The sequence below is a fragment of the Streptomyces sp. NPDC007189 genome, assembly GCF_040703635.1.
GTDB lineage: Bacteria > Actinomycetota > Actinomycetes > Streptomycetales > Streptomycetaceae > Streptomyces.
On sequence record NZ_JBEYEY010000002.1, the window covers coordinates 12,720 to 27,262 of the forward strand.

Annotated in this window: 10 protein-coding genes; 9 read left to right on the top strand and 1 reads right to left on the bottom strand. The window is 72.8% G+C overall.

Going from position 1 to position 14,543, the window contains the following annotated elements:
• The first annotated feature begins 196 nt into the window (after positions 1-196).
• From iolC to AB0950_RS03270, 6 genes are all read left to right on the top strand, one after another.
• Complete coding sequence (gene iolC, locus AB0950_RS03245) at positions 197-1,147, top strand: 5-dehydro-2-deoxygluconokinase (protein WP_360572301.1); 951 nt, start codon at positions 197-199, stop codon at positions 1,145-1,147.
• Positions 1,148-1,296: 149 nt separating this feature from the next.
• On the top strand, positions 1,297-2,181 hold the full coding sequence (locus AB0950_RS03250; RefSeq protein ID WP_360145504.1) for a deoxyribose-phosphate aldolase: 885 nt from the start codon (positions 1,297-1,299) through the stop codon (positions 2,179-2,181).
• A gap of 7 nt (positions 2,182-2,188) precedes the next feature.
• Positions 2,189-3,019 carry a 5-deoxy-glucuronate isomerase gene (gene iolB / locus AB0950_RS03255; protein WP_366777676.1) on the top strand — a complete coding sequence of 277 codons (831 nt, stop codon included), beginning with the start codon at positions 2,189-2,191 and terminating at the stop codon, positions 3,017-3,019.
• Positions 3,016-4,896 carry a 3D-(3,5/4)-trihydroxycyclohexane-1,2-dione acylhydrolase (decyclizing) gene (iolD, locus tag AB0950_RS03260; protein WP_366777677.1) on the top strand — a complete coding sequence of 627 codons (1,881 nt, stop codon included), beginning with the start codon at positions 3,016-3,018 and terminating at the stop codon, positions 4,894-4,896. The genes iolB and iolD overlap by 4 nt, the downstream gene beginning before the upstream one ends.
• A gap of 17 nt (positions 4,897-4,913) precedes the next feature.
• Entirely contained in the window at positions 4,914-6,416 is a 1,503-nt protein-coding gene (gene mmsA / locus AB0950_RS03265) for a CoA-acylating methylmalonate-semialdehyde dehydrogenase (protein WP_360144944.1), read from the top strand.
• A 377-nt stretch (positions 6,417-6,793) separates the two neighbouring features.
• The gene (locus AB0950_RS03270; RefSeq protein ID WP_366777678.1) at positions 6,794-8,203 is read left to right on the top strand and encodes an APC family permease; all 1,410 of its coding nucleotides are present in this window, start codon (positions 6,794-6,796) and stop codon (positions 8,201-8,203) included.
• Between the two features lie 4 nt (positions 8,204-8,207).
• Here AB0950_RS03270 and AB0950_RS03275 read toward each other — a convergent pair whose 3' ends face one another.
• The gene (locus AB0950_RS03275; protein WP_366777679.1) at positions 8,208-8,615 is read right to left on the bottom strand and encodes a GNAT family N-acetyltransferase; all 408 of its coding nucleotides are present in this window, start codon (positions 8,613-8,615) and stop codon (positions 8,208-8,210) included.
• A gap of 148 nt (positions 8,616-8,763) precedes the next feature.
• On the opposite strand from AB0950_RS03275, the gene AB0950_RS03280 reads away from it, so the two are divergent.
• The 3 genes from AB0950_RS03280 (at position 8,764) to AB0950_RS03290 (ending at position 14,488) form a co-directional block, all read left to right on the top strand.
• Entirely contained in the window at positions 8,764-11,412 is a 2,649-nt protein-coding gene (locus AB0950_RS03280; protein ID WP_366777914.1) for a CocE/NonD family hydrolase, read from the top strand.
• Positions 11,409-12,263 (top strand): ABC transporter permease, encoded by an 855-nt coding sequence (locus AB0950_RS03285; protein WP_360144935.1) that lies wholly within the window; start codon positions 11,409-11,411, stop codon positions 12,261-12,263. Before AB0950_RS03280 ends, AB0950_RS03285 begins: the two co-directional genes overlap by 4 nt.
• Positions 12,264-12,973: 710 nt before the next feature.
• Complete coding sequence (locus AB0950_RS03290; RefSeq protein WP_366777915.1) at positions 12,974-14,488, top strand: von Willebrand factor type A domain-containing protein; 1,515 nt, start codon at positions 12,974-12,976, stop codon at positions 14,486-14,488.
• Positions 14,489-14,543: the final 55 nt, after the last annotated feature.

Sequence of the window (14,543 nt, forward strand, 5' to 3'; positions counted from 1 at the left end):
GGTGTTTGTGACACGTCCGCCGCAAAGGCGTGCGCCGGGGCATCGGCGGGGCGCGTTGCCGTGTCCGCCGGAGGCGCTTTCGCGGCGGTGGCCGGAAAGCGGTGACAAGAGCTGGTCCGAATGTCCGGACAAAACATTGACAGGGCTCGGCGTGCGGGACTAGAAAGCCGGGGAGAGCCATGACGAAGGGAAGCCGATGGCCTACGACCTGATCACCATGGGGCGGATCGGAGTGGACCTCTACCCGCTGCAGACCGGTGTCCCGCTCGCCCAGGTGTCGTCGTTCGGCAAGTTCCTCGGCGGGTCGGCGACGAACGTGGCGGTCGCCGCGGCCCGACTCGGCCGGCGCACCGCCGTGATCACCCGTACGGGCGACGATCCGTTCGGCGCCTATCTGCACGAGGCGCTGCGCGGCTTCGGCGTCGACGACCGCTGGGTCACCCCCGTCCCGGGGCTGCCGACCCCGGTCACCTTCTGCGAGGTCTTCCCGCCGGACGACTTCCCCCTCTACTTCTACCGGCAGCCCAAGGCGCCGGACCTGGAGATCGACGCCCATGAGCTGGATCTGGACGCGGTCCGCGCCGCCCGCATCTTCTGGATGACCGGCACCGGCCTGAGCGAGGAGCCCAGCCGTACGGCGACCCTCGCGGCCCTGGCCCACCGGGCCAAGTCCGGCATCACGGTGTTCGACCTCGACTGGCGCCCGATGTTCTGGCGGGACCCCGACGCGGCGCGCCCCTTCTACGCCGAGGCCCTGCGGCACGCCACGGTCGCCGTCGGCAACCTGGACGAGGTCGAGGTGGCGACCGGGGAACGCGAGCCGCATGCCGCCGCCCGCGCGCTGCTCGCCGCCGGGGCGGAGGTCGCCGTGGTCAAGCAGGGACCCAAGGGTGTTCTCGCCGTCAGCGCTTCGGGCGACTCGGCGGAGGTCCCGCCGCTGCCCGTCACCGTCCTGAACGGCCTCGGCGCCGGAGACGCCTTCGGCGGCTCCCTGTGCCACGGACTCCTCGAAGGCTGGGACCTGGAGACGGTCATGCGGCACGCCAACGCGGCCGGCGCCATCGTCGCCTCCCGGCTGGAATGCTCCTCGGCGATGCCCACCCCGGACGAGGTGGCCGCCGCGCTCGACGCCGGAGCGGTCCAGTGAGGGCCGGCCGGGTGACGGGCACCCACACGGGCGACGGAGCAGGCGCCGGCCCGGAAAGCCCCGCGCCCAGCGAAGGCACCGCGACGGCTCCCCGCGAGGGCGCCGCGCCCGCACCCCCCACAGGCGTCCCCCGCGCCACGCCCGCCGAGATCGACGTCACCGAACTCGTCCGGATCCGCACCCGCCACCCGGAGGCGATCGCCGAGGCCGCCGCCCGTCGTGCCCGCAGGCCGCTGCTGAACGAGAACGGCAGGCTGATGATCGTCGCCGCCGACCACCCCGCCCGGGGAGCCCTCGGCGTCGGTGACCGCAAGCTCGCCATGGCGAACCGTGCCGACCTGCTCGGGCGCCTCTGCCTCGCGCTGTCCCGGCCCGGTGTCGACGGCGTCCTCGCCACCGCCGACATCCTGGACGACCTGCTCCTGCTCGGCGCCCTCGACCACAAGGTGGTCATGGGCTCCATGAACCGGGGCGGACTGCAGGGCGCCAGCTTCGAGCTGGACGACCGTTTCACCGGGCACCGCCCCGAGGACATCCAGCGGCTCGGCTTCGACGCGGGCAAGCTGCTGCTGCGCATCGACTACGACGACCCCGGCTCCCTGACCACCCTGGAGTCCACCGCCCGCGCCATCGACGAGATGGCCGCGCGCCGGCTGCCGGTGTTCGTCGAGCCGTTCATCAGCCGCCGCACCCCCGAGGGCAGGGTGCGCAACGACCTGTCCGCCGAGGCGGTCACCCGCTCCATCGCCATCGCCTCCGGCCTCGGCGGCTCCTCCGCCTACACCTGGCTGAAGGTGCCGGTCACCGACGACCCCGACGACATGGCCCGGGTCATGGAGACCTCCACGCTGCCGGCCGTGCTGCTCGGCGGGGACATCGGCGACTCGCCCGAGAGCCAGGTCGCCGCGTACGAGAAATGGCGCGGCGCGCTGCAACTGCCCACCGTGCGCGGCCTGGTGGTCGGCCGCTCGCTGCTGTACCCGGCGGACGGCGACGTGGCCGCCGCCGTGGACACCGCCGTAGGACTGCTGTGAGGGCCGCATGACCAGCACCGATCTGCATCTGCCCAGGGGCGCCACCGCGAACGCCCGGTACGCCGTCGACATCGGCCCCAAGGCGGCCGGCTGGTCTTACAGCAGCCTGCGCGTGGTCGAGTCGGCGCCCGGCGGCAGTCATACGTTCACCACCGGGGACAGCGAGTGGATCGTGCTTCCGCTGGAAGGCGGATGTACCGTACAAATCGAGACCGCGACAGGGGAGCAGGACGAGTTCCAACTCCTGGGCCGGGACAGCGTGTTCGCGGACGTCTCCGACTTCGCGTACGTTCCCCGGGACGCCCGGGTCCAGATCGCCTCCGGCGCGGGAGGCCGCTTCGCCCTGGCAGGAGCGAAGTGCGAGCGACGACTCCCCGCCCGCTACGGCCCCGCGCCGGAGGTCCCCGTCGAACAGCGCGGCAGCGGCACCTGCGCCCGCACGGTGCGCAACTTCGCCTCCGCGGACTCCTTCGACTGCGACAGGCTGATCGCCGTCGAGGTGATCACCCCGGGCGGCAACTGGTCGTCGTACCCGCCGCACAAGCACGACGAGCACCGGCCGGGCGAGGAGTCCGAGCTGGAGGAGATCTACTACTTCGAGATCGACGGCCCCAACGGCCTCGGCTACCAGCGGGTCTTCCCCTCCCGTGCGGGCGGCGCGGACGTCCTCGCCGAGGTCCGCTCCGGCGACACGGTCCTCGTCCCCGACGGCTGGCACGGCCCGTCCATCGCCCAGCCCGGGCACGACATGTACTACCTGAACGTCATGGCGGGCCCGGGCCAGACCCGCGAGTGGCGGATCTGCTTCCACCCGGACCACACGGAGGGGTACCGATGACGACGACCCGGCTGACCGTCGCCCAGGCGCTGGTCCGGTTCCTGGCGGCCCAGTACACCGAACGCGACGGCGAGCGGCGCCGGCTGATCGGCGCCACCTGGGGCATCTTCGGCCACGGCAATGTCGCGGGGCTCGGCCAGGCGCTGGTCGAGTACGCGGACGTCATGCCGTACCACCAGGGCCGCAACGAGCAGTCCATGGTGCACGCGGCCGTCGGCTACGCCCGCCAGTCCAACCGCCTGTCCACGCACGCGGTGACGACGTCGATCGGCCCCGGCGCCACCAACCTGGTCACCGGCGCCGCGCTCGCCACCATCAACCACCTCCCGGTGCTGCTCCTGCCCGGCGACGTCTTCGCCACCCGCCCCGCCGACCCGGTGCTGCAGCAGCTGGAGGTGCCGTACGCGGGCGACGTGTCGGTCAACGACACCCTGCGCCCGGTGTCGAGGTACTTCGACCGCATCACCCGCCCGGAGGCCCTGATCCCGAGCGCGCTGCAGGCCATGCGGGTCCTCACCGACCCGGTGGAGACCGGCGCGGTCACCCTCGCCCTGCCGCAGGACGTGCAGGCGGAGGCGTTCGACTGGCCGGAGGAGTTCTTCGCCGAGCGGGTGTGGACCGTACGGCGGCCGGGCGCGGACCCGGCCGAGCTGGCGGAGGCGGTCCGGGCGATCCGCGCCGCACGCAGGCCCCTGATCGTCGCGGGCGGCGGGGTGCACCACAGCCGCGCCGAGACGGCCCTCGCCGAGTTCGCCGAGGCCACCGGCATCCCGGTCGCCTCCACCCAGGCCGGCAAGGGCTCCCTGCGGTACGACCACCCGCAGGACGTCGGCGGCATCGGCCACACCGGCACCGCGACCGCCGACGAGCTGGCCCGCACCGCGGACCTGGTGATCGGCGCCGGCACCCGGTACACCGACTTCACCACCGCCTCCGGCACCCTCTTCGAGAACCCGGACGTCCGCTTCCTCAACCTCAACATCGCGGCCTTCGACGGCCACAAGCTGGCCGGACTTCCGCTGGTCGCCGACGCCCGCAGCGGCCTGGAGGAACTGACCGAGCGGCTGCAGATGCACGGCCACCGGGTCGCCGACTCCTACGTCACCGAGTACACCGAGGACAAGGAGCGCTGGGAGCAGCGCGTCGACGCCTGCTTCGAGGCCGAGGAGCCGGACGTACGGCCCACCCAGCCGCAGGTCATCGGCGCCCTGGACGCCCTGGTGGACGAGTCCGACATCATCATCAACGCGGCCGGCTCGCTGCCCGGCGATCTGCACAAGCTGTGGCGGGCGCGGTCGGTGGACCAGTACCACCTGGAGTACGGCTACTCCTGCATGGGCTACGAGATCCCGGCCGCGCTCGGCGTGAAGCTCGCCGCGCCGGAGCGGAACGTGTGGGCGCTGGTCGGCGACGGCACGTATCTGATGATGCCGACGGAGATCGTGACGGCCGTGCAGGAGGGCGTCGCGATCAAGATCCTGCTGGTGCAGAACCACGGGTACGCGTCCATCGGCGGGCTCTCGGAGTCGGTGGGCGGCGAACGGTTCGGCACCGCCTACCGGTTCCCGACGGCCGAGGGCACGTACACGGGCGCCCCGCTGCCCGTCGACCTCGCCGCCAACGCCGCCAGCCTGGGGATGCGGGTGCTGCGCGCGAAGACCGTACGGGAGCTGCGCGCGGCGCTCGCCGAGGCGCGCACCGCCGACACTCCCACATGTGTCTACGTGGAGACCGAAACGTCCGACACTGTGTCGGGCGCGCCTCCGGCGCAGGCCTGGTGGGATGTTCCTGTGGCCGAGACCGCGACCCGACCGTCCGCGGTCAAGGCACGTGAGCTGTACGAACGGCACGTCTCGACCCGACGCCGCCATCTGTGAGCAAGGAGTACTGGGGCATGACGAAGATCGTCAACCACTGGATCGGCGGGAAGACCGTCGACGGCGCGTCGGGTACGTACGGGCCGGTCACCGACCCGGCGACCGGCGCGGTCACCACGAAGGTCGCGTTCGCGTCGGTGGAGGAGGTGGACGCGGCGGTCGCCGCCGCCAAGGACGCCTTCACGACCTGGGGCCAGTCCTCGCTGGCCCAGCGGACCACCATCCTCTTCCGGTTCCGGGCGCTGCTCGACGCCCACCGCGACGAGATCGCCGAGCTGATCACCGCCGAGCACGGCAAGGTGCACTCGGACGCGCTGGGTGAGGTCGCGCGCGGTCTGGAGATCGTGGACCTGGCCTGCGGGATCAACGTCCAGCTGAAGGGCGAGCTGTCGACGCAGGTCGCGAGCCGTGTGGACGTCTCCTCCATCCGCCAGCCGCTCGGTGTCGTCGCCGGCATCACGCCGTTCAACTTCCCGGCGATGGTCCCGATGTGGATGTTCCCGATCGCGATCGCGTGCGGCAACACGTTCGTGCTGAAGCCGAGCGAGAAGGACCCGTCGGCCTCCCTCAAGCTCGCCGAGCTGCTGGCCGAGGCGGGTCTGCCGGACGGCGTCTTCAACGTCGTGCACGGCGACAAGGTGGCCGTCGACCGCCTGCTGGAGCACCCGGACGTCAAGGCGGTCTCCTTCGTCGGCTCGACCCCGATCGCCCGCTACATCCACACCACCGCCGCCGCGAACGGCAAGCGGGTGCAGGCCCTGGGCGGCGCCAAGAACCACATGCTGGTCCTGCCGGACGCCGACCTGGACGCGGCGGCCGACGCGGCCGTGAGCGCCGCCTACGGCTCGGCCGGCGAGCGCTGCATGGCCATCTCCGCCGTCGTCGCGGTCGGCTCGATCGGCGACACGCTGGTGGAGAAGATCCGCGAGCGCGCCGAGAAGATCAAGATCGGTCCGGGCAACGACCCGACGTCCGAGATGGGCCCGCTGATCACCAAGGCGCACCGCGACAAGGTGGCCTCCTATGTGGCGGGCGCCGCCGCCGAGGGCTGCGAGGTGGTGCTCGACGGCACCGGCTACACCGTCGAGGGCCACGAGGACGGCCACTGGATCGGCATCTCGCTGCTGGACAAGGTGCCCACCTCCGCGAAGGCCTACCAGGACGAGATCTTCGGCCCGGTGCTGTGCGTGCTGCGCGCGGAGACGTACGAGGAGGGTGTGGCCCTCATCAACGCCTCGCCGTTCGGCAACGGCACCGCGATCTTCACCCGGGACGGCGGCGCGGCCCGCCGCTTCCAGCTGGAGATCGAGGCCGGCATGGTCGGCGTGAACGTCCCGATCCCGGTGCCGGTGGGCTACCACTCCTTCGGCGGCTGGAAGGACTCGCTCTTCGGCGACCACCACATCTACGGCAACGACGGCACGCACTTCTACACGCGCGGCAAGGTCGTCACCACGCGCTGGCCCGACCCGGCCGACGCCCCGGCGGGCGTGGACCTCGGCTTCCCGCGGAACCACTGACCGTAGTCCCAGCACGTCGTCAGGCCGTCCGGATTCCGGACGGCCTGACATTTTTTTGAAACCTTCGCTGCGGTTCCCGTTCACGCAGGACGAAACGGATGACGAAGGGGTTTCGCGGAGATGGCCTTCGAAAGCAAGGTCACACTCGCTCAAGGCTTGATGGATACGCCAATAGGGTGTCGCGGCCTAGGAAAGTGATGTGGCGTACGACCCTCCGCAACTGCGGATTCCGTAGGTAAACCCCCATTGACGAGGCGGTTTTCGTCGGGGTTCCCTATGGGCGCCGGGAGCGGGCGACAGACACGTACGACGATCCGCCGGAGGCGATAGCGCTCCCGAACCCACCCTCAGTCTCACGAGTCGATCGGAATCGCCGTATGACCGACACCGTCCAGAAGTCCGTGATCGACACCGCGACGGCCCCGTCCCCGGGCCTGAAGCGTTCCATCGGTGTCGTCGGCGGCACGCTGCTGACGCTGTCCTGCGTCACGCCCGCCTCCACGCTCTTCGTGATCGTGCCCGACCTGTTCTCCAGCCTGGGCACGGCGACGGCGCTCTGCATCGCCATCGGCGCACTCCTGTGCATCCCCGTGGCCTTCTGCTACTCCGAGCTGGGCACCCTCATCCCCAGCGCGGGCGGCGAGTACGCCATCGTCTCCACCCTCGCCGGACGGCTCGCCGGCTGGCTGGCCTTCGTGATGTCGCTGCTCGTGGTGATGATCGTCCCTCCGGTCATCGCGATGGGCACCGCCGACTACCTCGCCCCGATCGTCCACCTCGACCCGTCCATGACGGGCGCCGGAGTGATGATCGCGGCCACCCTCGCCGGCCTGCTCGACCTGCGCGCCAACGCCTGGATCACCGGCATCTTCCTGGTCCTGGAGGTCGTCGCCGCCGGCGTGGTCGCCCTGCTCGGCTTCACCCACACCCACCGCGGCGCGGGCAGCCTCGTCGGCTCGCTGCACGTGGCCGGCGAACACGCCCACGTCAACCCGGTGACGGCCATGATGGTCCTGTCCGGGCTCGCCATCGCCCTGTTCGCCACCCAGGGCTTCTCCACCGCCATCTACCTCTCCGAGGAGCTGGAGAACCCGCGCCGCAGCGTCGCCCGCACCGTCCTCGCCACGCTCGCCATCTCCAGCATCGTCATCCTGGTCCCGGTCGTGGCGATCACCCTCGGCGCCGGCGACCTGAAGACCCTGACCGGCGGCGACATCTCCAGCATGGTCATCGCCTGGAGCGACTCGGCCGTCGGCACCTTCGTCAGCCTGTGCGTCGCGCTGGCGATCATCAACGCGGGCATCGTCATGGTCATCCAGAACTCCCGCGTCCTGTTCGCCTCCGCCCGCGACAAGGCCTGGCCGCGGCCGGTCAACGACGCCCTCGCCAAGCTCGGCCGGTTCGGCTCCCCCTGGGTCGCCACCCTCGTCGTCGGCGTCCCCGGCGCCTTCCTCTGCTTCGTCAACCTCGACACCCTCTACGGCGTCACCGGCGTCGCCGTCACCGGCCTGTACCTGCTGGTCGCCATCGCCTCGCTGCTCTGCCGGCGCGGCGCGCACCGCGGCCGTACGGCCTGGCGCATGCCCCTGTGGCCCGCGGTGCCCGTCCTGCTGATCGCCGTCCTGCTCTACGTCCTGGTCGAGCAGGACGTCTCCTACCTGATCTGGACCGGCGGCATCACCGCCGTCGCCACCCTCTACTGGGCCTTCTACCTCCGCCCGCGCCGCGAGACCCGCTGGCTGGTGTCCCTGCCGGAGGACGTCCAGGCCGAGCAGGCCCAGGCCTAGCGCCTCAGAAGTCCCACGTCACCACGGTGCACGTCCCGTCGCCCTTGCCGCCCGCACTGCGATACGCGGCAAGGGCGACGTCGTTTCCGGCGTCGACGCCGACCCACATGCCGTAGCAGCCCCGCTCCCGGGCCAGCGCGGCCAGTCGCAGGACGAGCGCCCGCCCGATGCCCCGGCGCCGGTACGGCTCGCCGACGGCCAGCTCGTAGAGGAACATCTCGGCGCCCTTGTCGGGGTGCACGGTCTCCACGCCGCTGACGAAGCCGGCCACGGCGCCCTCCTCGTACGCCAGCAGCAGATGGTGCCCGGCGGTGGTGAGGAAACGCTCCGCCCACTCGGGACGCACCGGATGATCGAACAGATGCTCGGCGGCGGCGACGTCGGCGACCGTACCGGCCTTCCGGATCTCCATGGCTCTTCGTACCACGGCTGGTGTACGCCGGACAGGTCCCGTACTCCCGGGGGAGGGGCGGGGGTTCAGCCCACCGGCTCGCCCGGTTGTCGGTGGCGGCCCGTACCGTTGAGGCATGGATCTTCGCCAGGGGCCTCTCCGGGGGCGGATGAGGCAGCGCCTGCCCTCGGTGCGGGGGCTGCTGAAGGGGCCGCGCCGGCTGCTCGCCGCCGCGGCCGCCGTCGTGGTGCTCGCCGGGGCCGGCACCTGGACGGCCGCAGCGTCCGGCGACACGCCGCCGGTGCACCGCACCGATCAGGTCATGGCGGTCGACGGGGTGCGCCTGGACACCTCGTTCTTCACCCCCGCCGGCCCCGGCCGGCACCCGGCCGTCCTGCTGGCGCACGGCTTCGGCGGCAGCAAGGACGACATGCGCGCCCAGGCCGAGGACCTCGCCCGCGACGGATACGCGGTCCTGACCTGGTCCGCGCGCGGCTTCGGCAGGTCGACCGGAAAGATCGGGCTCAACGACCCGAAGGCCGAGGTCGCCGACGTCTCCCGGCTCCTCGACTGGCTGGCGAGGCGCCCCGAGGTCCAGCTCGACAAGCCGGGCGACCCGCGCGTGGGCATGGCCGGCGGCTCCTACGGCGGCGCCGTCTCGCTGCTCACCGCCGGATACGACCACCGGGTCGACGCCATCGCCCCGGCCATCACCTACTGGAACCTCGCGGACGCCCTGTTCCCGGACGGCGTGTTCAAGAAGCTGTGGGCCGGCGTCTTCTTCAACACCGGCGGCGGCTGCGCCCGCTTCGAGCCGGTCCTGTGCCGGATGTACGACAGGGTCGCCGAGTCCGGCACCCCGGACGCGGCCGCCCGCACGCTCCTCCAGGAGCGCTCGCCGTCCGCCGTCGGCTCCCGCATCAAGGTCCCCACCCTGCTGCTGCAGGGCCAGACGGACTCCCTGTTCACCCTCGCCCAGTCCGACGCCGCCGAGAAGGCGATCCGGGCGAACGGCGCGCCGGTGGACGTCGACTGGATCGCCGGCGGCCACGACGGCGGCGACATGGAGACCGGCCGGGTGCAGGCACGCGTGCGTGCGTGGTTCGACCGGTATCTGAAGGGCGACGGAAGCGCCGCCACCGGCCCGGTCTTCCGGATCACCCGCACCGGCGGCGTGAACTCCACCGACGGCACCGCCCAGCTGCGCGGCGCGAGCGCCGGCGCCTACCCCGGCCTGCGCAGCCACCCGCGCGACATCCCGCTCACCGGCGGCGCCCAGCACGTCACCAACCCGGCAGGCGCCAGCCCGCCCGGCGTCTCCGCGCTGCCCGGCCTCGGCGGCTCCGGCGGCCTCACCCAGCTGTCCGCGCTCGGCCTCGGCGTCTCCCTCGACTTCCCCGGCCAGTACGCGAAGTTCGACTCGGCGCCGCTCACCCGCGACCTGCAGATCACCGGCGCCCCGACCGCGACCGTCCACATCACCTCCACCAGCGACGACGCCGTCCTGTTCGGCAAGGTCTACGACGTCGGCCCCGACGGCGCCCGGCAGGTGCTGCCGTCCCAGCTCGTCGCCCCCTTCCGGGTGACCGGCGTCCGGGCCGGCAAGGACGTCACGGTCACCCTCCCGGCGATCGACCACCAGGTGCAGAAGGGCCACCGGCTCCGCCTGGTCCTCGCCTCCACCGACCTCGGCTACGCCTCACCGGCCGCTCCGGCCACCTACACCGTCTCCCTCAAGGGAGGCCTGAGCGTGCCGACGGCCCCCGCCGTCACCACGGCCGCGGCCCCCCTGCCCGCCTGGGTCTGGTGGCTCCCCGCGGCCGGCGCGGCGGTCGCGCTCGCCCTGCTGCTCACCGCCCGCCGCCGCACGGCCGGCCCCGCACCCGACCCCGCTCTGGCCGACGTCCCGCTGGTGATCAGCGGCCTGAGCAAGCGGTACGCGAAGTCCGCCGACCGGTACGCGGTGCGCGAGCTGTCCTTCCGCGTCGAGCAGGGCCAGGTGCTCGGCCTGCTCGGCCCCAACGGCGCGGGCAAGACCACCACCCTGCGCATGCTGATGGGCCTGATCACCCCGGACGACGGCGAGATCCGCGTCTTCGGCCACGCCATCCGCCCCGGCGCGCCCGTGCTCTCCCGGGTCGGCGCCTTCGTCGAGGGCGCGGGCTTCCTGCCGCACCTGTCCGGCCGGGAGAACCTCCAGCTGTACTGGCGGGCCACCGGCCGCCCGCCCGAGGACGCCCACCTGGACGAGGCGCTGGAGATCGCCGGGCTCGGCGACGCGCTCGCCCGCGCGGTGCGCACCTACTCGCAGGGCATGCGCCAGCGCCTCGCCATCGCCCAGGCCATGCTCGGCCTTCCCGACCTGCTCATCCTCGACGAACCCACCAACGGCCTCGACCCGCCCCAGATCCGCGAGATGCGCCAGGTGATGATCCGCTACGCCGCCGCCGGACGCACGGTGATCGTCTCCAGCCATCTCCTCGCCGAGGTCGAGCAGACCTGCACGCACCTGGTGGTGATGGACCGCGGCCGGCTCGTCCAGGCCGGCCCGGTCGGCGAGATCGTCGGCTCCGGCGACACGCTGCTCGTCGGCACCGCCACGCCGGTGGAGGAGCCGGTCGTGGAGAAGGTGGCCGCGCTGCCCGGCGTCGCCTCCGCCGTGCGCACCGACGACGGGCTGCTGATCCGGCTGGAGACCGGCGGCACGGCCGAGCGGCTGGTCGCGGAGCTGGTGCGGCTCGAGGTGCCGGTCGCCTCGGTCGGCCCACACCGCCGACTGGAAGACGCCTTCCTCACCCTGATCGGAGGATCAGCATGAGCACGCTCACCGAGGCGGCCTCCGGTTACCGGGCGGGCCATACGCTCCCCGTGCGGGTCGAGCTGGTCCGCCAGCTCAAGCGGCGCCGCACCCTGGTCATGGGCGCCGTCCTCGCCTTGCTGCCGTTCGTGCTGGTGATCGCCTTCGCGATCGGCGGCGGCCCGTCCGGCCGCAACGGCGAGATCACCCTGATGGACACGGCCACCGCGTCCGGCGCCAACTTCGCCGCGGTGAACCTGTTCGTCTCGGCCGGCTTCCTGCTCGTGATCCCGGTCGCCCTGTTCTGCGGGGACACCGTCGCCTCCGAGGCCGGCTGGTCCTCCCTGCGCTACCTGCTCGCCGCGCCCGTCCCCCGCGTCCGGCTGCTGTGGTCCAAGCTGGTCGTGGCGCTCGCACTGAGCCTCGCCGCGATGATCCTGCTCCCGGTCATCGCCCTCGCGGTCGGCACGGCGGCCTACGGCTGGGGTCCGCTGCAGATACCGACGGGCGGCGCGCTGGACACCGGGACGGCGGTGCAGCGGCTCGCGGTGACCGTGGCGTACATCTTCGTGTCCCAACTGGTCACCGCCGGGCTGGCGTTCTGGCTGTCGACGAAGACCGACGCACCGCTCGGCGCGGTGGGCGGCGCGGTCGGCCTGACCATCGTCGGCAACGTCCTGGACGCGGTCACCGCGCTCGGCCACTGGCGCGACTTCCTGCCCGCGCACTGGCAGTTCGCCTGGGCCGACGCCGTCCAGCCCCGTCCGGAGTGGTCCGGCATGATCCAGGGCACCGCGATCTCCATAACGTACGCCCTGGTGCTGTTCGCCCTGGCCTTCCGGGGTTTCGCCCGCAAGGACATCGTGTCCTAGGTCACCGGAGGGTCACCCACGGGTCTCGGCGGCCCGCCACCGTGCCCGCTTCGAGACCCATCCGCAACACCCCGGCCCGCACGTTCCACACCCCCGCACCGTCACAGTCGGGACGAGTCGCGCGACAGGTTCGTCCTCAACTGGCTCAGGGGGTTGGCGAGATGACAGGCAACAGCTCGGCGAGGCGGACAGACGGCCGACCGGGGAAGGACACAGGGGGACGACGGGCCACGCATGCGGGGGCCGCGACCGAGCCGGTACCCGGGCGAGGGGCGCGGTTGGAGGCCGCGACCGGGTCGGCGCTCGAGCGCGGCGCGCTGCCGGAGGTCGGGAGCAGGCCGGAGGTGGGGGCCGGGAGCAGGCCGGAGGTGGGGGACGGGAGTGGGCCGGAGGCGGGGGCCGGGCCGGTACCCGGGCGCGGGGCGCGGACGGAGGCCGGGAGTGGGCCGGAGGCGGGGGCGGCGACCGGGTCGGCGCTCGAGCGCGATGTGCTGCTGGAGGTCGGGAGCAGGCCGGAGGCGGGGGTTCTGGTCGGGGCCGTCGGCCCGTTCGGTCGGGTGGCCCGGAACCCGTCGGCTCGCCGGGCCCCGCAGGGTCCTCGGCGTCGGGCGGCTCGCGGCTTCCTGTGGGCCACGCGGCCCTGGCCTCGCGGGGCGCGCGCGTCTCTGCCGGGGCCGTATCCCCAGCAGAGGCGCGCACCTTCGCCCGGGATACGGCCCCGGCCTCGAGGGGCTCGCCCGCTGTTCGCGCTCACCCTCGCGCTCGCCGCAGGCTTGCTGCTGACGTCCTGTTCCGCGGGTGAAAGGCAGCAGGGTGCGGTGGGCAGGGCCGACAGCGCGGGGCAGCCGGCGCCCGGGCCCGGCCGGAGCGTCACCGGGGCCGGGCCCGAGCGGTCCTCCGGGAAGCTGTCCACCTTCGCGCTCGACGTCGACACCGCCTCCTACACCTACGCCCGCCGCACCCTCGCCGACGGCCGCAGGCCCGACCCGTCGACCGTCCGGCCCGAGGAGTTCGTCAACAGCTTCCGCCAGGACTACCCGCGGCCGGACGGCAACGGCTTCACGGTGACCGTCGACGGCGCCCGCACCGGCCGGCCCGGCTGGTCCCTCGTCCGGGTCGGGCTCGCCACCCGGGCCGCCGAACCGGCCGGGAAACGCCCGCCCGCCGCCCTCACCTTCGTCATCGACGTCTCCGGCTCCATGGGCGAACCCGGCCGCCTCGACCTCGCGAAGCGGTCCCTGAACACCATGACGGACCGGCTGCGCGACGACGACTCGGTGGCCGTCGTCACCTTCAGCGACCGCGCCGAGACCGTCCTGCCGATGACCCGGCTCGGCGGCCACCGCGGCGCGGTCCACGACGCCGTCGACGGTCTGCAACCCCAGTACTCCACCAATCTCGGCGCGGGCGTCGAGACGGGATACGCCACCGCCGTGAAGGGCCTGCGCAAGGGCGCCGTCAACCGGGTCGTCCTCGTCTCCGACGCCCTCGCCAACGAAGGCGACACCAGCGCGGACGCCATCCTGCGCCGCATCGACGGCGCCCGCCGCGAACACGGCATCACCCTCTTCGGCGTGGGCGTCGGCAGCGACTACGGCGACGCCCTCATGGAGCGCCTCGCCGACAAGGGCGACGGCCACACCGTCTACGTCTCCGACGCCGAGCAGGCCCGCACGGTGTTGTGCGAGCAGCTCCCGCAGAACATCGAGCTGACCGCGCGCGACGCCAAGGCCCAGGTCGCCTTCGACCCGGACACCGTCACCGCCTTCCGGCTCGTCAGCTACGACGACCGCAAGGTCGCCGACAAGGACTTCCGCGACGACCACGTCGACGGCGGCGAGGTGGGCCCCGGCCACACCGTGACCGCCCTCTACGCGGTCCACACCCGCCCCGGGGCCCACGGTCACCTCGCCACGGCGACCGTCCGCTGGCTCGACCCGCGCACCCGCGCCCCGCACGAGGCCTCCGGCGCGCTGGAGACCGGCGCCCTGGCCGGCTCGGTGTGGGAGGCGAGCCCCCGCTTCCAGGCCACCGCGGTCGCCGCCTACTTCGCCGACGCCCTGCGCGCCGACGGCCTGCGCGCCGGTCCCGCCCTCCCGGGCGCCCCGGGCCTGCCTCACCTCGCCACCAGGGCCGCCGCGCTGGCGACGAGGACGGAGGACCAGGACGTACGGGCCCTCGCCGACGCCATCCGCCAGGCGAGCCGTACCGATCCGGAGGACTGACCCGGCCACAAGGTCGCGCGCACCCCATTGACCTTTCCTTACTTGCGAGTAAGTT

Bases quoted from the DNA above. Each gene is read 5' to 3' on its own strand.
- mmsA (WP_360144944.1), top strand. From the start codon at position 4,914: ATGACGAAGATCGTCAACCACTGGATCGGCGGGAAGACCGTCGACGGC.
- iolD (WP_366777677.1), top strand. From the start codon at position 3,016: ATGACGACGACCCGGCTGACCGTCGCCCAGGCGCTGGTCCGGTTCCTG.
- AB0950_RS03270 (WP_366777678.1), top strand. From the start codon at position 6,794: ATGACCGACACCGTCCAGAAGTCCGTGATCGACACCGCGACGGCCCCG.
- AB0950_RS03275 (WP_366777679.1), bottom strand. From the start codon at position 8,615: ATGGAGATCCGGAAGGCCGGTACGGTCGCCGACGTCGCCGCCGCCGAG.
- AB0950_RS03285 (WP_360144935.1), top strand. From the start codon at position 11,409: ATGAGCACGCTCACCGAGGCGGCCTCCGGTTACCGGGCGGGCCATACG.
- AB0950_RS03280 (WP_366777914.1), top strand. From the start codon at position 8,764: ATGAGGCAGCGCCTGCCCTCGGTGCGGGGGCTGCTGAAGGGGCCGCGC.
- iolB (WP_366777676.1), top strand. From the start codon at position 2,189: ATGACCAGCACCGATCTGCATCTGCCCAGGGGCGCCACCGCGAACGCC.
- iolC (WP_360572301.1), top strand. From the start codon at position 197: ATGGCCTACGACCTGATCACCATGGGGCGGATCGGAGTGGACCTCTAC.